Source organism: Rhizobium sp. NLR10b (assembly GCF_019685435.1).
Lineage (GTDB): Bacteria > Pseudomonadota > Alphaproteobacteria > Rhizobiales > Rhizobiaceae > Rhizobium.
The window spans coordinates 125,822-145,877 of record NZ_JABDWV010000012.1; the positions used below are offsets into that span (position 1 = coordinate 125,822).

Genomic DNA, 20,056 nt, shown 5'->3' on the forward strand with positions numbered 1-20,056 from the left:
CATGCCTCCTGACAGCGCTAACACGAGGCATTCCACAAATTCGTGAAGAAATTTAATACGACGAACGCCTCAACCTCGTGGCGCCCAATTTTTTTGGAACCCGCAACCCTTGATGTTGACGCGGCAGTCGCGAAACGCCCTCTCAGATTGAACGCAGGGTCCAGCTTACGATCTCCGAAACTACCGCCGAAAAGGCGCGGTCGAGACCTTTGACAAAGCCCGTATTGTCGCCGCCCGCCGGGGCCGTGGCGCGGAACACCTTCTGAGCGTGCACCGAGCCATTTCGGTCGTTCAGAATCTTGGCGGAAATTTCCACCACCGCCAGGTTGCCGCTCGAAGCGTCGATCTCGAATGAGCGGATGTCGGTGACGACCTGGTAATCGATTGCAAGCCCCTGGCCCGGCATCCCGACGCCGCCGAGTTTGCCCGAATTCTCGAAGGCCTCGACCAGTTTCGATTGCACCATGCGCGGCAGCTTGTCGCCCCACTGCGCTCGCGACAGATTCTGGATTTCCGAGGACGAGACGCGGATGACGATTTGGTCGCTGTCGAGCGCCCTCAGCGCCGTCGGGGTGGCAATCAGGATCTGGCGGGATTTGGCCGCGGGCCCATCGCCATCGACGGCGCCCGACAGGTCATAGGTGTCGTTCTTGGCAGTGGTACCGCACCCGGAAAGGATCAGCGCCGTCAGCGGCAGCGCGATCGCCGTTCCCCTGATCCAAGAACGGCGCGACAGCAGATGCGATGCGACCATATTAGGCTACCCCTGACTTCCCCTGTTAACGCCGCGTCCGGCCGTCGTACTGCTTGACCGTGTCCCCGCCGAAGATCAGGCGTTGCGGATTGCGGTCGAAGTTGCTGATCGTATCGTTGAGATTGCTCACGGTTCCGCGCATGTCATTGATGAGAGTCTGCACGTCGCGCAAGCCGCCGCTCGAGAATTTCTGTAGATTGTCGGCGATCGGACCGATGCGCGAATTCAGATTGTCCGCGACCTTCTTAAACGATTCGAGCGTCGCGCGCGCCTCGGTAAACAGAGATTGCGTATTGTCGGTGCCGAGCAACGCATCGACCTTGATGAGAATGCCGTCGATACGTGTCGAGGCTGAATTCAGCTTGTTGGCAAGCTGCGACACGTCTTGAATTGTCTGGTCGATATCCTTCTGGCGCAACGAAACCGTGTTGGCGACGTCGCGGATCGAGGCGACTGCCGCACGTGCATCCTTTGTGGCCTGCGAGATATCGTCGACGGAACCCTTGATCTTCGCCGGGTCGATCTGGGCGACGAGCGTGTCGACGCGATCGAGCGTCGCCTGCGCCTGCTTGCCGAAATCGTTGAAGGTGGTGGCCGTCTCGTCGAACTTCTGGATCGCGCCCTTGAGATCGCCCGAGGCGTCGGCGACATTGGCAGTGATCTTCTCGGCATTGGAGACGATATTGTCGATCTTCTGAGCGTCGACCGCCTTGACCAGCGATTCCACAGCCTGGAGCGTCGAATCGAGACGCCCGGAAACCGCCTTCACCGTATTGGAGAGCTCACCGACGCTCTGCAGGAAGGAGTCGATATTGTCGGAATTCTTGGCCAGCGCATCCGAGAAGGTTTCGGCATTCTTGAACGTCTGGGTCAGCGGAGCACGCGAATCTTCGATGAAACCCTGAAGTTCGCCGACCGCGTCATTGGCGCGATCGAGGATCTTGTCCGCGGTCGCCAGAAGATTGGTGACGCTCGACTGGTCGGCCACGATGACGGCGCGTTTGCCGTTTTCGATCGCATGTTTGAGGATACTCTCCTCACCCTTGCGGCCGCCCGACAGTTCGATATAGGCGGCCCCCGTCAGGCCCTGAATTTCAAGGGCGGCCTTGGTGGAGGGGTAGATCGGTGCGTCCGCGCGCACCTGGGTGAAGGCCAGCGAATATTGCGGATCGTCGGCATCGATCGACAGCGTCTGCACCGAGCCCACCTGGATACCATTGAAGCGCACGGGCGAGCCGACGCTGAGCCCGTTCGCCGAGCCGGGAATACGCACGATCAGCTCCGTCATCGGGCCACCGCGGCCATATTCGGCCATCCAGTAGACGAAGCCGAAGGCGGCCGCGATCACCAGCACCGTGAAAAAACCGACAATCGTATAATTGGCTTTGGTTTCCATCTATCCGATCACTTCCCGCCGCTGCCGTTGCCGTGCCGCGCGCCATTGTCCTGCGGCACGATCGACCGTGCCCGTTTACCTTTGAAATAGGCCTGCACCCACGGATCGTCATAGGCCAGCATGTCGTCGATCGTGCCTTCCACCATTACCCGCTTCTTTCCGAGCACGGCAATACGGTCACAAACCGAAAACAGGCTGTCGAGATCGTGCGTCACCATGTAGACGGTCAGTCCGAGACTATCGCGCAGATTGGCGATGAGTTCGTCGAACTCGGCCGCGCCGATCGGATCGAGACCTGAAGTCGGCTCGTCCAGAAAGACGAGCTCGGGATCGAGCGCCAGGGCGCGGGCAAGCGCGGCGCGCTTGATCATGCCGCCCGAAAGCTCGGACGGATATTTGTCGGCGGCGTCGGCCGCAAGCCCCACCATGCGGATCTTCAAGTGCGCCAGCTCATCCATCAGCGAGCGCGGCAGGTCGAGATATTCGCGCATCGGCACCTGGATATTTTCCTTGACGGTCAGCGACGAAAACAAAGCGCCCTGCTGGAAGAGCACGCCGAGCCGCATGTCGAGCGCGTTGCGCTGCGGCTCATTGAGCTCGTCGAAGTCCTGGCCGAGGATCTTGATCGTGCCGGAGCGGCGCGGCAGCAGCCGCAGCACCGTGCGCATCAGCACCGATTTGCCGGTGCCCGACGCGCCGACGAAGCCGAGGATCTCGCCGCGATAGATATCGAGGTTCAGTTTGTCGAGCACCACCTTGGAGCCAAAGGCGACGGTGACGTCGCGCGCCGAAAGCACGACATCCCTGCCCTGTCCTTCGCTTTCTATCGGTTGCTCGTCCACGCTGCCCGCCATGCTAGAAATCGATCGCTGCATAGAACATCGCAAAAAGCCCGTCCATCAGGATGACGACGAAAATCGCCTTCACCACCGAGGCCGTCACATGCTGACCGAGCGACTCCGCACTGCCGCCGACCTTCAGCCCCTCGACGGCGGCGACGATGCCGATGACGAGCGCCATGAACGGCGCCTTGATCATGCCCGACAGCACGGTCGACAGCGTAATAGCCTCGTGCAGCCGCGCCAGGAAATTGGCGAAAGTGATGCCGGAATAGCCCCAGGCGACGACCGCAGCCCCCGCCAGCGACGCGAAGTTCGCCAACACCGTCAGCAGCGGCAATGCAATGGTCAGCGCCACCAGCCGCGGGAAGATCAGCACGCCGATCGGGTTCAGCCCCATCACCTTCAGCGCGTCGATCTCCTCGCGCATCTTCATCGAGCCGATTTCGGCGGTAATCGCGCTGCCGGAACGACCGGCAATCATGATCGAGGTCAGCAGCACGCCGATTTCGCGCAGCTGCAGAATTCCAACCAGATCGACAACGAACACCTCCGCCCCGAAATAACGCAGCTGGAAGGCACCCTGCTGGGCGATGATCGCACCGATCAGAAATGACATCAGCAGAATGATCGGAACGGCACGCACACCCATGTGATCGATCTGGTTGACGATCGAGGCCGGCGAGACGCCGCTGCCGCGGCCGAGCTTCATTTGCGCGCCGCGCACCGCCGAGCCGAGGATATACATCGAGGCGGCGAGATTGTCCCAGATGTCGTAAGTCATCTTGCCGATCGGCGCCAAGATGCGCGCGGCAAGCGAGACCTTCTCCTTCTGTTCCGGCTCCGGTTTGGCTGGCTCCTCCGAAAACATCTCCAGCATTTCGTCGATATGCGGATTGGTGCCGACGAAGCGCACCGTGCGCCCGGCCGCTTCCTCCTCCTTCTTTAGCCGGCAAAGAAGCCAGATACCGGCAGTATCGATGTCCGATACATCAGAAAGGTCCAGCGTCAGATTGCCGATCTTCTCTCGCCGAAGCTTATCGAAGTCGCGCAGCACAAGATGCACATAGGCGCTGCGCCAATTGCCGCTGAGACGAACATGCTGCCCCGAACCATCTGGCCGGTCGTCCACTTGCAGTGAGGCGGCGTTGCGATTCTCGGCGTTCAAGATACTTGTGTCTTTCAAGGCTTACGGCGACATTGCCGACTCGCGAAGCGGATCGCCGCCGGCGCGTCAATATACAGAAGCAACGTCCAATTTCCATGCTCGCAGGATAGCAATAATGCCGCGCACCCTCGATATCCAGATGAATTCCTTTCCGATTGCCGGGACCTTCACCATCTCGCGCGGCGCGAAGACGAAGGCCGAGGTCATTACCTGCACAGTCACGGAAGAAGGCGCGCAAGGGCACGGCGAATGTGTGCCCTACCGCCGCTACGGTGAGACCATGGAGAGCGTCTTCGCCCAGATCGAGGCGGCGCGCCCGCTGATCGAATCCGGCATTTCGCGCGACGATCTCTTGTCGGCGATGCCGCCGGGTGCGGCACGCAACGCGGTTGATTGCGCTCTCTGGGATCTCGAAGCAAAACGGACGGGCCAAACGGTCGCCGCCCGCCTCGGCCTCACATCGCTCAAACCGCTCACGACAGCCTACACCATCTCGCTCGGTGAGCCGGACGTAATGGCCGCGCAGGCGCGCGAACATGCCGGTCGCGCTCTGCTCAAGGTCAAGGTGGGAACCGGCGACGATGAAAGCCGCATCCGCGCCGTCCGCGCGGCGGCACCCGAAGCTGCGATCATTCTCGACGCCAATGAGGGCTGGCCGGAGGCGGTGCTGGAACGTCATCTGCAGATCGCCGCAGAGGCGGGTGTTGCCCTCGTCGAGCAACCGCTGCCAGCGGGCCGCGATGCGCTGCTTGCCGAAATCCGCCGCCCGCTGCTGGTCTGCGCCGACGAGAGTGTGCACCACACCGGCGATCTCGCAAGCCTTGCCGACCGCTATGATGCGATCAATATCAAGCTCGACAAGACAGGCGGCCTCACCGAGGCCTTGGCAATGAAGACCGAAGCCGAGAGACTCGGCATTTCGATCATGATCGGCTGCATGGTCGGCACCTCGCTCGCCATGGCGCCGGCCGTGCTGCTCGCGCAGAATGCCGATTTTGTCGATCTCGACGGCCCGCTGCTGCTTGCCCACGACCGCGAGCCCGGCCTGCGCTACGCCGCTTCCCTGGTCTTTCCGCCGGAAAGCGCCCTCTGGGGCTGAAGATAATAGGCTGAGATGACGATCCCGAGGCCCGTAAGAGCGACGAGCGCCATGACGTAATAACTGACGAGACCGAGCCAAGCGTAGAGATAACCCGAAGCGATGGTCATTAACCCCATCGCCATGCCGACATAAAAGAAATAGGCGCCCTGCGCCGAGGCCTCCTGCGTCTCCTGCACTGTCGCCACGATCCGCCGCTGCACGCCGGTATGCACGAAGGCATAGGTGAAGCCGTGGAAGCATTGCAGCAGAAGGAAGCCGGCAAAGCCGGCATTCATGGGAAACAGGATCCAGCGGCAGACGCTGACGGCGCAGCCGAAGCGGATTAGGGTCCAGGCAGTGAAGCGCCGATTGAGCCGCTTCGACAGAAAGAACACCGTCACCTCCGAGGCAACGCCGGCGCTCCAGAGCAGGCCGACTTGCGTGCCGGAAAAGCCGAGCTGATGCCAATAGATCGAGGAGAAAGCATTGAGCACGGCATGGCTCGACTGCTGGATGGCGACGCCGATCAGAAGCAGCAGCAAATGCGGTTCGCGCAGGCCGCTGCCGGTGGCGGCAGGAAGGTCGATCGGCAGACCGCGCCGCCGGGTCGGCCCGATACGCGGACAGAAGATCGCCATCACTACCGTCATCATGAAGCCGAACACCATGACGATGAGCACCATGCCGCCGCCCCACCGGCTGATCAGCTGACCGCCGACCAGCGTCGAGACGATGAAGGCGATGGAGCCCCACACGCGCATCGACCCATAATCGAGCCCCCAACGCCGCACGCCTGAAATGACGATCGATTCGACCACGGGCACATAGGGCGCAAAGCTGGCGCCCTGCAGCGCGAAGACGATTGTCACCGGCCAGAAGCTGGTCGACCAGTAAAGCGCGATCGCCGTCAGCAGCGACAGGCTCCCCGACCAGAGCAGCACGGTGGCGCGCTCCTTCATGCGGTCGGCGATCATGGCGACGACAGGCGCCACCAAGACTCGAACCACCATCGGTATGGCGAGGATAATGCCGATTTCATGGTCGCTGAAACTATGGGTTTCCAGCCATACCGGGAAGAATGGCAGCACGACGCCATTGACGAGCAGCGGCGCGCAATAAGACAGCGCACTGAGCAGCCGGAAGCGCGGCGGCGCTCCCTCACCCGTGGAATGTTGAGCGGGAATCATCTGTGGACCTGAAGGAAACTGGATGTTTTCCTAACACACCACCCGGGGGGCGACTATTGCGAGAAATAGCAGTCCGGAAACGTTTTAGAAAATAAATATGGCCTGTTACCTCGCGGTAACGGCTAAATTGCCGGCGAGCCGCCGCGACAGCGACGGCCGTAAAATCACGCCGCCTGCGGGGCGAGTTCCGCCTCTTCGGTACTCTCGATGGCGGTAAGCGCCGGTACGGCGGTGGCAAGCGCCCGCCAGGTGATCAGTTCGAAGGTGCCGTCGGCATGTTCGGCAACCGCCGTGCAGCTTTCCACCCAGTCACCCGTGTTGATGTAGCGAATGCCGTCCATATCCTGGATCATGGCGTGGTGGATGTGGCCGCAGATCACGCCGTCGGCGCCGCTCTTGCGGGCCTCTTCGGCGACGACGCGCTCGAACTCGCCGATGAAATTGACCGCGTGCTTGACCTGCAGCTTCGCCCAGGCGGAGAACGACCAATAAGGCATGCCGAGGCGGCGGCGTACGGCCGCGAGCAGGATGTTGATGCGGATCGCCGTATCATAGGCCCAGTCGCCGAGATAGGCGAGCAGGCGGGCGTTGCGGACGACGACATCGAACTCGTCGCCGTGCAGGATCAGGTATCTCTTGCCGTCCGCGCCGTCATACATCATACGCTCGACGACCTCGATGCCGCCGAAATGCATGCCCGGGAAGTCGCGCAGAAATTCGTCGTGATTGCCTGGGATATAAACGACGCGCGTGCCCTTGCGCGCCTTGCGCAACAGCTTCTGGACGACGTCGTTGCAGACCTGCGGCCAGTACCAGCTGCGTTTCAGACGCCAGCCGTCGACGATATCGCCGACGAGCACGATGGTGTCTGCCTCGTGGTAGCGCAGGAAATCGAGCAGGAAATCAGCCTTCGCGGCCTTCGAGCCGAGATGAATATCGGAAATGAAGAGCGTGCGGAAATGTCTGGGTTCCATCATGTTTGTCACGAACAGTGCTCGTGCCCCATCTTTCATCTAGCCCTCCAAAACCAGACTCGTGTTTCAGGAAGATGACAAGCTGGGGAAAAGCCCTGCAGACCGACCCATACCGTCTGGATGGTAAACGCCGATCCCGTCGGTCACGAAGGTCGCAAAACCGAAATCGGAAATCCGATCACCATAATTTCGTGCCGCGAGGTTCTAGATCTTTCCCGCATGCCGAGAATCAAATTAACAGCAGGTGCCGATTTGGCGTATCCTTGGGGGTTGATGATGCATGTCCGCACCGCGACGATAATGATTTCTATTGCAATACTTGCAGGCTGTGCACCGACGCAGCAGGATTATGATGCGACCGTCACGTTGCTGCAAGGCAGCACCAGAGCGAGAAATGAGTTCGTCAAAGTGTGCGCAAAGGATTTCGATGCAAATGCGCGTCGCACCGCCGGGATCGTGACAAACGTCTCTGACAAGGACGCTCCGAGGGTCGCCTGCCAGCGATATCTGGCGGCCGCGATCTCCGGTCGGGCCACGTATCAGGATCTGCTCGACATCAAGGCTCACCGGTTTACGCCAAAGCTCGTCAAGATCTTCCAGGGCCGCTGATAGCGCGGAAGACCCTCCCTCGCTCCTTGATTTTGGAACCGAGTGAACAAGATCGACGGGCCAAGCGGATTGGGGCAAGCGGCGACCAGACGCTCGCCCCCTTTTCCGACCGACGATATTGCCCTGCCAATCGAGCGCGTTCATGATGACGACGATTCCATATCCGATGAAGCGGGGATGGCCGATGCGTCTCTTTCTCGTTCGCCACGGCGAATCCCTCGGCAACATCAACGAACAGGCCTACCGTCAGTTCGGCGATCATAACGTGCCGTTGACCGAGTGGGGCTATCGCCAGGCGGCGGAGGCAGGCGCTGTCATCGCCTCGTACCTGAGAGGGCTGCCGAGCGAGGGATTCCAGAAGCTGCATATCTGGTATTCGCCGTTCCTGCGCACGCGCCAGAGCAAGGATGCGCTGCTCGAAGTGCTGCCGGAAAACTTCGTCGGCGATGTCAGGGAAGATTATCTTCTGCGCGAGCAGGATTTCGGCCTCTTCACCGAAATCTACGATCATGCCGAGCAGAAACAGAAATTCCCCGAGGAATTCGAAAAATGGGCGAGGCTCCGCAACAACAGCGGCAAGTTCTATGCACGGCCGCCGGACGGCGAAAGCCGGGCGGACGTGGCGCAGCGGGTGCGTCTCTTCCTCCAGACCGTCATGCGCGAAGCCGAGACCGGCGACCACAATGTCGCGATCGTCGGCCATGGCGTCACCAACCGCGCGGTCGAAATGAATTTCCTGCACCACTCCGTCGACTGGTTCGAGCGATCCGACAATCCTGGGAATTCCGACGTCACGCTGATCGAGGGAACGCGTTTGCAGGGCTACGACACGATCCTGCTCCACCAGGCCGCCGACCGGCAGCCGGGACAGGAGGACAAACTGCGCGATGCCTATGGCGCTGACGTGAGGATGACGCCGAAGTGCGGTGGGTAAACCGTTCCTGAGTTCGCGCACTCATCCATGTGCACGAGGTTCGGCCAGTCCCAGGCAAATGTGAATTCAAGCAGAGATTGGTGCCATATTCACTTGCGGCACAGAGTTGCAGATGGTTCATTTTCCCGAAATAGCTCGTGAGACATTCTGAAAGCTCTATTTCAACACTGCCATCCGCATGACGGTTCGGAGACGATGAAGGAGAGATGTCGAAATGACGAGGAGATCAAGTCTCGTACTGCAAGAAGTCCGTCGGCTAAACGCAAGGATGATGGCCGCGGCCACAGGCTCGCCGGATGAACGGTATGAACGCATTTTCGACCTTGTACCCCGCGAAGCCTTCCTTGGTCCCGGTCCGTGGCATATCGCCGTCCATCCTTGGAAGAAATCCTACCGGCATCGCTACATTGAAACTCCGAGCGACGATCCGGTGCATGTTAATCAGAACGTGCTGGTCGCACTTGATCGGACGAAGGGCATCAACAACGGCGAGCCCCTGTTGCATGCAGGTTGGCTCGGGAGCGTGAATCCACAGCGCGGCGAAGTGGTGACCCATATCGGAGCAGGCACTGGCTACTACACCGCAATGCTCTCGATGTTGACGCTCCCATACGGCAGCGTGCATGCCTTTGAAATCGATGACAATCTTGCTGAGCGTGCGCGTGAGAACCTCGTTCCCTTCGAAGGGGTTTCGGTTACTCATGGTGACGCTACTGTGCTGACGCTGCCGTCATCCGACGTGATCTACGTGAATGCCGGCGTTGTGGCCCCGCCAGCACATTGGCTCGAATCATTGCGTCCAGGCGGTCGTATGATCTTTCCTTGGCGCCCGAACGAGGATGTTGCCGTCACGATGCTCATCACTCGAGGTCAATCGGAATTCTCGGCGCAGCCATTAATGCCAGCTTGGTTCATTCCCTGCATTGGCGCAAGTGACCCTCGCCAGAGCCTTAGAGTCCCGGATCGCACCGGCGCACGAACCATCCGCTCCGCCTGGCTCACCAGAGATCGCAAACCCGACGAAAGCGCCGCCGCGATCTTCCGCGACGTATGGTTCTCCAACGATTCCGCAGCTCCAACCACAGTTGCCGCGTAATTCGCAATTCCGCGAAAAGCTGCCAGCGCTTGAAGTGCGGCAGCCTAATTTCGCAAACCTGTCGCAAAGGCCTGTCTCCTGCGACAAGAAGCGTTCCAATTGAGGTACAGCGTCGACATTGGTGGCTTGCCAATCACCTGCCTCCATCGGTCCAATACTCGTGCCTGACCAGACCGCTTGAGCCGACGCGCGTCGCGGCCCGTCACGCAGCCCGCACGGCCGCCATCGGCTTCACATTCTGGTTCATCCGGAACAGATTGTTCGGATCGTAGCGCAGCTTGATTTCGGAAAGGCGCGCATAATTGGCCCCGTAAGCCATTTCGACCCGATCGGTCTCGTCCTCCGGCATGAAGTTGATGTAGGCAGTACCCACAGCATGCGGTTTGGTTGCCTCAAAGAGTTCGCGTGCCCAGCCGATGCAGTTTCCGTCCATCTCGGATTCCCGCCAGCGTGCATGGACATTCATGACAAAATGCGAACTGCGCTGTGGAAATGCTGTGGCTTCGGTCGGCACGCGGCCGGCGGCGCCGCCGACATGGCCGATGAATATTTCGCATTCCGGCCCTGGCAACTTCCGCACGGCATTGGTGAGAACCTCGATCGCCGCATCGGAGAGGGAGGCGAAATCCTGGCTCTTCCAGTAGTTACGGGCGCCGGGCGTTAGAAGCGGGTCGAATGCCTGCTGCCAGCCGATGAATGGCATCGGGCCGACGATGTCGGCGATCGGCTTTCCGATCCCACGCAATCTCGCCGCCGCCTTTTCGCCCGCCGCCATGTCCCCGCAATAGCACATGGCGAGCACCACGATTTCCTTGCCGTGCCATTCAGCCGGCAGGAACGGCAGCGGCGGCGCCTGGCGCATCACCACCCAGCAGGTCAGCTCGTCGGGTGCTGTTTCCAGCGCCTCGCGATACTCTCTGAGAACTTTTTCCGCATCGGCGAAGGGATGCACCACCAGTCCGGCGAAAACTTCGGGATGGAGCGGGTTGAGCTGGAATTCGAAGGAGGTCACGACGCCGAAATTGCCGCCGCCGCCGCGCAGGGCCCAGAACAGGTCCGGCCGCTCGGTCTCGCTCGCCTTCACCAGTTCGCCATCGGCCGTCACCACATCCACCGAAATCAGATTGTCGAGGGTTAGCCCGAATTTCCGGGTGAGCCAGCCGAAACCGCCGCCGAGCGTCAGGCCGGCTATGCCGGTCGTGGAATTGATGCCGGTCGGCAGCACCAGCCCGAAAGCCATCGTTTCCTTGTCGACGTCGCCGAGCGTAGCGCCCGGCTCGATCCTGGCGCGGCGCGTCTCGGGATCGACCCGCACTGACTTCATTGGCGACAGGTCGATGACAACACCACCCTCGCAGACGGCATTGCCGGCAATGCCGTGCCCGCCGCCGCGCACCGAAACGAGCAGATTGTTATCGCGCGCAAGACGCACCGCGCGCACGACATCAGCTGCCCCTGCGCAGCGCGCAATCAGCCCCGGCCGGCGATCGATCATCGCATTCCAGATCGCCCGCGCCTCGCCGTAATTCACGTCGTTGCTGGTCAGGAGACTGCCGCGAAAACCGGCGGCAAACGCATCCATGGCCACGTCATTGACCATCGTCTGACCCCGCTGCAGGGTCGTGAGGTTCAAATTGTCCATGATTTCCTCCATGCGACCGGCGCCCCGCACCGTCGCGGCCAGCATCTTGCGCTCGCAGGGGGCGTCAAACAAGTTTTCCAAAAGGATTAGTACTGGCGATGCCGATACTCGGCCGGCCTGCGGCGTCGTGGGACACGCCCGTCTCGCGAAAACTTCTTCCAGCCCTCATTTCCATACTGTCGCCCGTATCCGATTGATGTATGGAGGGAACTCCAGAAAAAGACGTGCACGGAGGCGGCAATGGATCACCAGGATAAATCCAAGACGGACAAGAACCTGCCGGGCGGCGATCTCGACGAGCAGGCGCTCTTCTTCCATCGCTATCCCCGCCCCGGCAAGCTGGAGATCCAGGCGACCAAGCCGCTCGGTAACCAGCGCGATCTCGCGCTCGCCTATTCGCCGGGTGTCGCCGCCCCCTGCCTTGCCATCCGGGACAACCCGGAAATGGCAGCCGAATATACCTCGCGCGCCAATCTCGTCGCCGTGATTTCCAACGGCACCGCCGTGCTCGGACTCGGCAATATCGGGCCGCTGGCTTCGAAGCCGGTCATGGAGGGCAAGGCCGTGCTCTTCAAGAAATTCGCCGGTATCGACGTCTTCGACATCGAGATCGACGCCGCGAGCGTCGAACAGATGGTCTCGACCGTTTCCTCGCTGGAGCCGACCTTCGGCGGCATCAACCTTGAAGACATCAAGGCGCCGGAATGCTTCGAGGTCGAGCGGCGCCTGCGCGAGAAGATGAAAATCCCGGTCTTCCACGACGACCAGCACGGCACCGCGATCATCGTTGCCGCCGCGATCCTGAACGGGCTGGAACTCGCCGGCAAGGCGATCGATAACGTCAAGATCGTCGCCTCGGGCGCGGGTGCGGCCGCCCTTGCTTGCCTCAATCTGCTGGTGACGCTCGGCGCCAAGCGCGAAAATATCTGGGTCCACGATATCGAAGGCCTCGTCTATGAGGGCCGCACCGAACTGATGGACGAATGGAAGTCCGTCTATGCCCAGAAGAGCGACACGCGCACGCTCGCCGAAAATATCGGCGGCGCCGATGTCTTCCTCGGTCTCTCGGCCGCCGGCGTCCTGAAGCCGGAACTGCTGGCGCAGATGGCCGACAAGCCGCTGATCATGGCGCTCGCCAATCCCACGCCGGAGATCATGCCGGATCTCGCCCGCGCTGCCCGCCCCGACGCAATGATCTGCACCGGCCGCTCGGACTTCGCCAACCAGGTCAACAACGTCCTCTGCTTCCCCTACATCTTCCGCGGCGCGCTCGATTGCGGCGCCGAGACGATCAACGAGGAAATGAAGATGGCCGCCGTGCGCGCCATCGCAGCGCTTGCCCGCGAAGAACCCTCCGATGTCGCTGCTCGCGCCTATTCCGGCGAGACCCCGGTCTTCGGCCCCGACTATCTGATCCCTTCCCCCTTCGATCCGCGCCTCATCCTGCGCATCGCCCCTGCCGTCGCCAAGGCCGCCGAACAGAGCGGCGTCGCGCGCCGCCCGATCCAGGATTTCGACGCCTACCTCGATCAGTTGAACCGCTTCGTCTTCCGCTCCGGCTTCGTCATGAAGCCGATCTTCACTGCGGCAAAGGCCGCCGAGCGCAAGCGCGTCATCTTCTCCGAAGGCGAGGATGAGCGCGTGCTGCGCGCCGCCCAGGTGCTGCTTGAGGAAGGCTTGGCCAAACCGATTCTGATCGGCCGCCCGCAGGTCATCGAGACACGCCTCAAGCGCTACGGTCTGCGCATCCGGCCACTGCAGGATTTCGAGGTCATCAACCCGGAAGACGATCCGCGCTTCCGCGAATATGTCGATCTCTATTTCTCGCTCGTCGGCCGCCGCGGCGTCATTCCGGAAGCCGCCCGCACCATCGTGCGCACCAACACGACCGTCATTGGCGCGCTGGCGCTGAGGCGCGGCGAGGCCGATGCGCTGATCTGCGGCCTGGAAGGCCGCTACGAAAAGCACCTCCGCGACGTCCGCCAGATCATCGGCAAGCGCAAGAATGTCCGCGATTTCTCGGCCCTCAGCTTGATGATCTCGCAGCGCGGCGCCACCTTCTTCACCGACACTTACGTGACCTTCAACCCGAGCGCAGAAGAGGTCGCCGAGGCGACGGTGATGGCGGCCGAGGAAATTCGCCGCTTCGGCATCACGCCGCGCGCCGCCCTCGTCTCGCATTCCAATTTCGGCTCGCGCGAATCCGAAAGTGCGACCAAGATGCGCAACGCCCTGCAACTCATTCGTGAAACCGCGCCCGATCTTGAAGTCGACGGCGAAATGCACGGCGAAAGCGCCATCACCGAAGCGCTGCGCAAGCGGGTCATGCCGGATACGACGCTGCATGACGAGGCGAACTTGCTCGTCTTCCCGAACCTCGACGCCGCCAACATTACCTTCGGCGTGGTGAAGTCGATGACAGACGGACTGCATGTCGGCCCGATCCTGCTCGGCGCCGCCCTGCCCGCTCACATTCTTGCTCCCTCGGTCACTTCCCGCGGCGTCGTCAACATGGCCGCACTCGCCGTCGTCGAGGCATCGCAGCCGGCATAAGCCGGCTTTGCGACCAGGAGATTCACGGATAACCAGCACTCGCCGAGATATTTCGCAAGTGCTGGCATCCTGCCGCGTTTTACCTCGGCGTTACGTCAAAGCCGAACCACTTCTGCGATAGCTTGACGATCGTGCCGTCCGCCTTGGCTGCTGCGATCGCGTCGTTGAACATGGCTTTCAGTTTTATATCCTCCTTACGCAAACCAACCGAGCTGCCTCGCCCGAGCATGCCGCCCTGGAAACGAGGGCCTGTGACGATCAAGTCCTCGTTGCCCGGCTTTGCCGCCGCTGTCGAGAGATATGCCATCGACGCCATGACGAGGTCGACGCGACCGGCCTTCAGATCGAGATCGTGCTGTTCCGTCGTCTTGTACTCACGGATATCGACGACGCCCTTCAAATATTTGTCGAGGAAGGTCGCGGCGATCGATGCAGTCTGCACGCCGATTGTCTTGCCCTTGAGCAACGGCTCGAGCTGCTTCAGCGCAGCGACAGCGCCGGCCTCGTCCGTTGCGAGCGAAAACACCTCTCCCTTCAAAGGCAGAGTGGCAAGCGGGGAGTCTTTCAATGTCGCAAAGGTCTGCCCGGTCGTGCCGTAGGAATCACTGAAGGCAATGACCTCCTCACGCTTGGCGGTTGCAGACATCCCCGAAATGATTGCGTCGAACTTTCCGGCATTCAGGGCCGGGATCATACCGTCAAAAGGCTGGATCACGGTCGTGCATTCGACCTTCATATGGGCGCAAAAATACTTGATCAGCTCGATTTCGTAACCATCCAGGCTACCGTCTGCCTTGGTGAAGTTCCACGGCCGAAACGCTCCCTCGGTCGCAATCGTCACATGTGTCCAGTTCTTCTCCTCGGTGCGTGCCGCCGTGGAAACGGCTAAGGTGGCGACCATAGTGATCGCGGCCATGATTGCGGTCAGGTATTTCATACTTGAGTTCCCCTTCTTGATTGAGCCTGATGAACTATTGATTGATGAACTGGCGGAAGCGCTCCGACTTCGAATTCGAGAAGACATCCTGAGGCTTGCCCTCTTCCTCGACCACACCCTTGTGTAAAAAGACAACGCGGCTGGAGACGTCGCGCGCAAATCCCATCTCATGTGTGACGACCAGCATGGTGCGCCCTTCCTCTGCCAAGGCGCGCATGACGCGCAGAACCTCTCCCACAAGCTCCGGATCGAGCGCCGATGTCGGCTCATCGAAGAGCATCACCTTTGGATGCATGGCCAGCGCGCGGGCAATGGCGGCGCGCTGCTGCTGGCCGCCGGAAAGATGAGCGGGATAGAAATTGCGTTTATCGGCGATGCCGACTTTAGCGAGCAAAGCTTCAGCTTCCTCGATGCATTCGGCGCGTGAACGGCGCTGAACATGGATCGGCGCCTCGATAAGGTTTTCCAGGACCGTCTTGTGAGACCAGAGATTGAAACTCTGGAACACCATGCCGAGCTGAGAGCGGATACGGTCGACCTGCCATCGATCCGTCGCGCGGTGTGCGCCGCCGGCACTGCGCTGCATCGAGATCGTTTCGCCGGCAACGGTCACTTCACCGGAATCCGGCGTTTCCAGCAGATTGATGCAACGCAGGAAAGTCGATTTTCCGGAGCCGGACGAACCGACAATGGAGACGACATCGCCTTCTAAAGCGTCAAGGGAGATGCCCTTGATGACTTGTACAGGCCCGAAGCTCTTGTGCATGTCGCGCACGCTGAGGGCGATCGGTGTAGTTGTCATCGATGTTCTCCTGCAGGGGACGCCGTAACGGCACTCACTCGGATGACGGGAAGAGGCGCGCGCAAATGCGGGCTAAGCCTGTATTCGGCAAATTGAATGAGACGTGTGAGCAAGAAATTGAGAGCGAGATAGATAGCCCCAGAGACGGCGAAGACCTCGATTGCCCGATAGGTTTCGGAGATGATCTTCGCGGCAACTCCCGTTACCTCCATCAGCGTGATGATCGAGGCAAGCGATGTCGCCTTGACCATCGATATCATCTCGTTACCGTATCCGGGCAATGCCTGTCGGATTGCCAGCGGCAGGACGATCCGGCGAAACATCAGGAAACGGTTCATGCCGCAGGCGCGGGCAGCCTCGATTTGACCGTGCGGTACCGAGAGCAGCCCGCCGCGTATGATTTCGCTGGCGTAGGCGGCTGTATTCGAGGTCAGCGCCAGAACCGCGCACCAGTAAGGATCGCGGAGAAACGGCCAGAAGACGCTGTGCCGTATGGCTGGAAACTGACCGAGACCGTAATAGATGAGAAATATCTGCACCAATAGCGGCGTGCCGCGGAAGACAAAGACATAGAGCCGTGCGAACCAGTCCAGCACTGCAACCCCGGAGAGGCGGGCAAGCGCCAGCAGCATCGCCAGAATGGCCCCAAGGCAGATCGACGTCACGGCAAGCTCGATCGTCAGCGGAATTGCGGAGACCAGGCTCAGAAATGTTTCCTGGAGAAAGGGCCAGTCCATCACGCGCTCCTCACGCCGCGCGACAGGCGCCGCTCCGCCTGTCGGATGACGAGGCTCGAAACTGTCGAGATCATCAGGTAGATCGCGCCGGCCATCAGATAGAAATCGAACGGAAGCCCGGTCGATCCGGCGCCGACCTGGGCTTGGCGCAGAAGCTCGGCAACACCGGTGATCGATACCAGTGCCGACTCCTTCAGGACGACCTGCCAGACATTGCCGAGACCGGGAAGCGCGTGACGTAGGGTCAGCGGCGCAACGATCCGCCGCAGACGAAGCCAGCGCGGCATGCCGCAGGCGATAGCCGCCTCGATCTCACCCGGATGGACCGCCTTGAAACCACCTCGCAGCACTTCCGTGAACTGAGCGCCGGAGGTGACGCCCACGGCGAGGGAGCCGGCAAGAAAGCCCGGAAAGCCGAGGAAACCTTCGGCGCCGAAAAGCCGGCCCACCGCCGTAACCACGGCGCTACCGCCGAAATAGAAGAGATAGATGACCAGCAGATCGGGAATGCCCCGCAGCACCGTTGTATAAGCGTCGGCGACTGCGCGAGCAAAGCCGTTACCTGCAATCTTGGCCCATGCCCCAAGCGTCCCAATACAGGCGCCGACGGCATAGCCGGCGATTGCAACAAGGATGGTCATCCACGCTCCGGCTAGAAGAGCATGGCCCCAGCCATCCGGACCGAAGCCGGCAAGCTCGAAAAAACCAGGCTGGCTCATGTTGCTGCCCCGGAAGAGCATGTTTTTGCAGGAACTGACATTGTCATAGCGTGGCTGGTCGACTGAACGACGCCGACCGTCTTGCCTTTGAGGGCTTCGCCGATTCCGGCAATCACCGGATCGGCCTTGGACTTGTCGTTCAAATTCGGCCGTTCGCCGAGCATCGGCAGAGGAGACACCGGCCGGTCCTTCAGATGCAGAAAGCTCTCGAGCTCCTCCCGCGTTCCGGACAATTTCACCCGACGGGCAAACTCGCGGATAAGCGCTGTCAGGCGTTCACGATCGGGCTGCAAGTCCTGGTTAGGCATCAGCCTGCTCCGGCAATGGCGGCTCAACGTCATCCGGGATCGGATTGATGAAAGGCGTACGCTCCAGACGCGCCCTGTGATCGGCCTTGGCAGCTTCGATCAATCCGGGGTTACCGATGAGATCGGCGGCCGTGCTCGCCATCACCTTGGCCGCGTGTTCGGTTCCCTTGTGGGCAGCCGGTAGCTTCCCTTGCGCAACCAGCTGCCAGGAATGTCCTGGCGTTCCGACAGCATAGGTAGCTCCTCGCATCTGCACGGTCGGCACCACCCAGCTGACGGTCCCGACATCGGTGGAACCAACCAATGTGCCGTCACCGGCATTCAACGGAAAAATCTCCTCGCAGAGCGGCTGGTCCTCCTTCGGTTTCAGCGCGAAACGACCATAGGACGCTGCGATATCCTCTGCATTGAAGGTCTGCTGGAACTTGCGGGCCATTTCTCGATCCGCGTCATCGAACACGGGCGGGCCAAGGCGCTGCAGATGCGAGAACATGCATTCTTCGAGTGGTGTATTGCCGACGAGGTTGGCGTCGCCGCTGACGATTTCACTGCGGACGGCCGTCTCGGTCATCAGAGCCGCACCTTCGGCAACCTTCTTGACGCGGGCGACCAGAGACAGGAGTTCCGGCAAGGTCCTCGCGCGGACGAGATAGCGTACCGTCGCGCGCGCCTGCACGACGTTAGGCGCCCCGCCGCCCGCATCAGTGATGGCATAGTGGATGCGCGCGGTCGAAGGCATGTGCTCGCGCATATAGTTGACGCCGACATTCATAAGCTCCACCGCATCGAGAGCGCTACGGCCGAGATGCGGTGTGGCGGAGGCATGCGATGCGCGGCCCGAAAAATGGAAATTGATCTCATTGCAGGCGAGCGAAATGGGGTTATTGACCCCGGCAAAGGCTGCCGGATGCCAAGAGATCGCGATATCGACGTCGTTGAAAACGCCGGCGCGCACCATGAAGCCCTTCGAAGAGCCGCCTTCCTCGGCCGGGCATCCGTAATAGCGCACCCTTCCTTTCAAGCCGCTTTCGGCCAGGAAATCCTTGACCGCGGCGGCAGCGAGCATGGATCCGGCTCCGAGCATGTTATGGCCACAGCCATGACCATTGCCGCCGTCGACCAAGGGGCGCTGCTCGGCAATACCGGCCTCCTGGCTCAGTCCCGGCAGCGCGTCGAACTCGCCAAGAATTGCAATGACCGGGCCACCCTCGCCTGCCTCTCCCATGACTGCTGTCGGCAGACCGGCAATGCCGCGCTCGACACGAAAGCCTTCCCTTTCCAGCATGCGGGCGTGCTCTTCGGCGGACTGATATTCGAGGTAATTGGTCTCGGGAATATCCCAGATGCGATCACTCAACTCGAAGAACGACGCGCGCTTTCTCTCGACTATTTCCCAAACCGCATCGGAGTTCTGCATGGATTTACAATCCGCCTCGTATAATGGTAATCAAATTGGCGCCAATTTTATGCTCCAATTGAATCGGACACGCAAGCCATGAGCTTGGAATATTTTTCAGGCTGTCAATCGGCCTCGTTGTTGGCCTGGGGAGAGCTATGATAGTCATCGCCGAAATCGGGCTGGGGAGAACTACATGAATTCGCTGAAAAGCGGAGCGACGGCGCAAGCACAAGAGCCGCAAACCTCCGATGTGACCGAACTCATTCTCCAGGATATCCTTGCCGGCCGTCTCCCGCCTGGAACCTGGTTGAAGCAGATCGATCTCGAAAGGCGGTATAACTGTACGCGACCCGAGGTCCGCAGGGCTCTCGACAGATTGGTGCAGAAGCGACTGGTGGAGCATGTCCCCAATCGAGGTTATCATGTCCATGAGCAAGACGGGCGCCGCGCCCAGGAGGTCAGCGACATTCGCGTCATCCTCGAAGTCGCCGTCAGCGACCGCATCGTCGCGAATGCGAGCGAGACGGATATTGCGAACTTACGGGTTCTAGCTTCACGCTTCGACGATCTGGTGCTGAACGGCACCATGCTTGAACTTTACGAAGCCAATCTCGCCTTCCACCGCCATCTGCTTGCTCTCGCAGGCAACCAGGAACTCGTGGAACTGATCACGGAGATTCGGCAGCGGACATCCTCTGCGCCGGTGTCGCAGTGGCGAACGCGCGCCCGCATCGAGCAATCCGGTCGCGAACATCAACAGATGGTCGATGCGATAGAGAGACGCGACACCGATGGTCTGATGGAGCTGACGCGCAGGCACATTCTTCAAGCTTGATCGGCCTCGATGACGCGGCAGCTGTTGCTGGAACTTGGGATAACCGGAAATCGCTGGAGGGTGCATTTTTCGCCACCTCCGGCATG

The 20,056-nt window shown here is 60.7% G+C and carries 19 protein-coding genes; 6 read left to right on the forward strand and 13 right to left on the reverse strand.

What is annotated here, in order from left to right; genetic code table 11:
* Positions 1–142: 142 nt before the first annotated feature.
* From HJB91_RS20390 to HJB91_RS20405, 4 genes are read right to left on the reverse strand one after another with little or no spacing between them, the layout of a single operon-like run.
* A complete protein-coding gene (locus HJB91_RS20390; RefSeq protein WP_221147617.1) occupies positions 143–754 on the reverse strand; it encodes an ABC-type transport auxiliary lipoprotein family protein in 612 nt (203 codons plus the stop codon).
* A gap of 25 nt (positions 755–779) precedes the next feature.
* A complete protein-coding gene (locus HJB91_RS20395) occupies positions 780–2,150 on the reverse strand; it encodes an MlaD family protein (RefSeq protein ID WP_210631109.1) in 1,371 nt (456 codons plus the stop codon).
* Positions 2,151–2,158: 8 nt separating this feature from the next.
* Positions 2,159–3,004 (reverse strand): ABC transporter ATP-binding protein, encoded by an 846-nt coding sequence (locus HJB91_RS20400; protein ID WP_210631108.1) that lies wholly within the window; start codon positions 3,002–3,004, stop codon positions 2,159–2,161.
* 1 nt (position 3,005) lies between these two features.
* Positions 3,006–4,175 carry an MlaE family lipid ABC transporter permease subunit gene (locus tag HJB91_RS20405; protein ID WP_210631107.1) on the reverse strand — a complete coding sequence of 390 codons (1,170 nt, stop codon included), beginning with the start codon at positions 4,173–4,175 and terminating at the stop codon, positions 3,006–3,008.
* Between the two features lie 97 nt (positions 4,176–4,272).
* Here HJB91_RS20405 and dgcA point away from each other — a divergent pair, with 97 nt between their 5' ends.
* Positions 4,273–5,256 (forward strand): N-acetyl-D-Glu racemase DgcA, encoded by a 984-nt coding sequence (gene dgcA, locus HJB91_RS20410; RefSeq protein WP_210631106.1) that lies wholly within the window; start codon positions 4,273–4,275, stop codon positions 5,254–5,256.
* Here the strand turns inward: dgcA and HJB91_RS20415 are convergent.
* On the reverse strand, positions 5,208–6,425 hold the full coding sequence (locus HJB91_RS20415; RefSeq protein ID WP_221155798.1) for an MFS transporter: 1,218 nt from the start codon (positions 6,423–6,425) through the stop codon (positions 5,208–5,210). The genes dgcA and HJB91_RS20415 overlap by 49 nt on opposite strands.
* Positions 6,426–6,589: 164 nt before the next feature.
* Positions 6,590–7,402, reverse strand: coding sequence for a UDP-2,3-diacylglucosamine diphosphatase (locus HJB91_RS20420; protein WP_210631617.1), 813 nt, complete (start codon positions 7,400–7,402; stop codon positions 6,590–6,592).
* A 117-nt stretch (positions 7,403–7,519) separates the two neighbouring features.
* On the opposite strand from HJB91_RS20420, the gene HJB91_RS20425 reads away from it, so the two are divergent.
* From HJB91_RS20425 to HJB91_RS20435, 3 genes are all read left to right on the forward strand, one after another.
* Positions 7,520–8,008, forward strand: coding sequence for a hypothetical protein (locus HJB91_RS20425; protein WP_405047674.1), 489 nt, complete (start codon positions 7,520–7,522; stop codon positions 8,006–8,008).
* Between the two features lie 184 nt (positions 8,009–8,192).
* Positions 8,193–8,942: a histidine phosphatase family protein gene (locus HJB91_RS20430; RefSeq protein WP_221147640.1), complete on the forward strand. Its 750-nt coding sequence runs from the start codon at positions 8,193–8,195 to the stop codon at positions 8,940–8,942.
* 271 nt (positions 8,943–9,213) lie between these two features.
* A complete protein-coding gene (locus HJB91_RS20435) occupies positions 9,214–10,038 on the forward strand; it encodes a protein-L-isoaspartate O-methyltransferase (protein WP_259672827.1) in 825 nt (274 codons plus the stop codon).
* A 202-nt stretch (positions 10,039–10,240) separates the two neighbouring features.
* On the opposite strand, the gene HJB91_RS20440 is transcribed toward HJB91_RS20435, so the two are convergent.
* Positions 10,241–11,680 carry an FAD-binding oxidoreductase gene (locus HJB91_RS20440; protein WP_210631103.1) on the reverse strand — a complete coding sequence of 480 codons (1,440 nt, stop codon included), beginning with the start codon at positions 11,678–11,680 and terminating at the stop codon, positions 10,241–10,243.
* 240 nt (positions 11,681–11,920) lie between these two features.
* On the opposite strand from HJB91_RS20440, the gene HJB91_RS20445 reads away from it, so the two are divergent.
* Positions 11,921–14,233, forward strand: coding sequence for an NADP-dependent malic enzyme (locus HJB91_RS20445; RefSeq protein ID WP_210631102.1), 2,313 nt, complete (start codon positions 11,921–11,923; stop codon positions 14,231–14,233).
* 79 nt (positions 14,234–14,312) lie between these two features.
* Here the strand turns inward: HJB91_RS20445 and HJB91_RS20450 are convergent, their stop codons facing one another.
* Genes HJB91_RS20450 through HJB91_RS20475 form a run of 6 tightly spaced genes read right to left on the reverse strand, consistent with a single transcriptional unit; the run spans position 14,313 to position 19,153 of the window.
* Positions 14,313–15,170 carry a transporter substrate-binding domain-containing protein gene (locus HJB91_RS20450; protein ID WP_221155800.1) on the reverse strand — a complete coding sequence of 286 codons (858 nt, stop codon included), beginning with the start codon at positions 15,168–15,170 and terminating at the stop codon, positions 14,313–14,315.
* 34 nt (positions 15,171–15,204) lie between these two features.
* A complete protein-coding gene (locus HJB91_RS20455) occupies positions 15,205–15,972 on the reverse strand; it encodes an ABC transporter ATP-binding protein (RefSeq protein WP_221155801.1) in 768 nt (255 codons plus the stop codon).
* Entirely contained in the window at positions 15,969–16,709 is a 741-nt protein-coding gene (locus HJB91_RS20460; RefSeq protein WP_221155802.1) for an ABC transporter permease, read from the reverse strand. Before HJB91_RS20460 ends, HJB91_RS20455 begins: the two co-directional genes overlap by 4 nt.
* Positions 16,709–17,428 (reverse strand): ABC transporter permease, encoded by a 720-nt coding sequence (locus tag HJB91_RS20465; protein ID WP_221155803.1) that lies wholly within the window; start codon positions 17,426–17,428, stop codon positions 16,709–16,711. The genes HJB91_RS20460 and HJB91_RS20465 overlap by 1 nt, the downstream gene beginning before the upstream one ends.
* Entirely contained in the window at positions 17,425–17,736 is a 312-nt protein-coding gene (locus HJB91_RS20470) for a hypothetical protein (protein ID WP_210631097.1), read from the reverse strand. Before HJB91_RS20470 ends, HJB91_RS20465 begins: the two co-directional genes overlap by 4 nt.
* Positions 17,729–19,153, reverse strand: coding sequence for a M20 family metallopeptidase (locus tag HJB91_RS20475; protein WP_221155804.1), 1,425 nt, complete (start codon positions 19,151–19,153; stop codon positions 17,729–17,731). The genes HJB91_RS20470 and HJB91_RS20475 overlap by 8 nt, the downstream gene beginning before the upstream one ends.
* Positions 19,154–19,328: 175 nt before the next feature.
* Between HJB91_RS20475 and HJB91_RS20480 the strand changes: the two genes are divergently transcribed.
* Positions 19,329–19,970 carry a GntR family transcriptional regulator gene (locus tag HJB91_RS20480; protein ID WP_221155805.1) on the forward strand — a complete coding sequence of 214 codons (642 nt, stop codon included), beginning with the start codon at positions 19,329–19,331 and terminating at the stop codon, positions 19,968–19,970.
* Positions 19,971–20,056 lie beyond the last annotated feature (86 nt).

Coding starts and splice junctions, on each gene's coding strand:
- HJB91_RS20390 (WP_221147617.1), bottom strand. CDS start 754: ATGGTCGCATCGCATCTGCTGTCGCGCCGTTCTTGGATCAGGGGAACG.
- HJB91_RS20395 (WP_210631109.1), bottom strand. CDS start 2,150: ATGGAAACCAAAGCCAATTATACGATTGTCGGTTTTTTCACGGTGCTG.
- HJB91_RS20400 (WP_210631108.1), bottom strand. CDS start 3,004: ATGGCGGGCAGCGTGGACGAGCAACCGATAGAAAGCGAAGGACAGGGC.
- dgcA (WP_210631106.1), top strand. CDS start 4,273: ATGCCGCGCACCCTCGATATCCAGATGAATTCCTTTCCGATTGCCGGG.
- HJB91_RS20415 (WP_221155798.1), bottom strand. CDS start 6,425: ATGATTCCCGCTCAACATTCCACGGGTGAGGGAGCGCCGCCGCGCTTC.
- HJB91_RS20420 (WP_210631617.1), bottom strand. CDS start 7,402: ATGATGGAACCCAGACATTTCCGCACGCTCTTCATTTCCGATATTCAT.
- HJB91_RS20425 (WP_405047674.1), top strand. CDS start 7,520: ATGGTAAACGCCGATCCCGTCGGTCACGAAGGTCGCAAAACCGAAATC.
- HJB91_RS20430 (WP_221147640.1), top strand. CDS start 8,193: ATGCGTCTCTTTCTCGTTCGCCACGGCGAATCCCTCGGCAACATCAAC.
- HJB91_RS20435 (WP_259672827.1), top strand. CDS start 9,214: ATGGCCGCGGCCACAGGCTCGCCGGATGAACGGTATGAACGCATTTTC.
- HJB91_RS20440 (WP_210631103.1), bottom strand. CDS start 11,680: ATGGACAATTTGAACCTCACGACCCTGCAGCGGGGTCAGACGATGGTC.
- HJB91_RS20445 (WP_210631102.1), top strand. CDS start 11,921: ATGGATCACCAGGATAAATCCAAGACGGACAAGAACCTGCCGGGCGGC.
- HJB91_RS20450 (WP_221155800.1), bottom strand. CDS start 15,170: ATGAAATACCTGACCGCAATCATGGCCGCGATCACTATGGTCGCCACC.
- HJB91_RS20455 (WP_221155801.1), bottom strand. CDS start 15,972: ATGACAACTACACCGATCGCCCTCAGCGTGCGCGACATGCACAAGAGC.
- HJB91_RS20460 (WP_221155802.1), bottom strand. CDS start 16,709: ATGGACTGGCCCTTTCTCCAGGAAACATTTCTGAGCCTGGTCTCCGCA.
- HJB91_RS20465 (WP_221155803.1), bottom strand. CDS start 17,428: ATGAGCCAGCCTGGTTTTTTCGAGCTTGCCGGCTTCGGTCCGGATGGC.
- HJB91_RS20470 (WP_210631097.1), bottom strand. CDS start 17,736: ATGCCTAACCAGGACTTGCAGCCCGATCGTGAACGCCTGACAGCGCTT.
- HJB91_RS20475 (WP_221155804.1), bottom strand. CDS start 19,153: ATGCAGAACTCCGATGCGGTTTGGGAAATAGTCGAGAGAAAGCGCGCG.
- HJB91_RS20480 (WP_221155805.1), top strand. CDS start 19,329: ATGAATTCGCTGAAAAGCGGAGCGACGGCGCAAGCACAAGAGCCGCAA.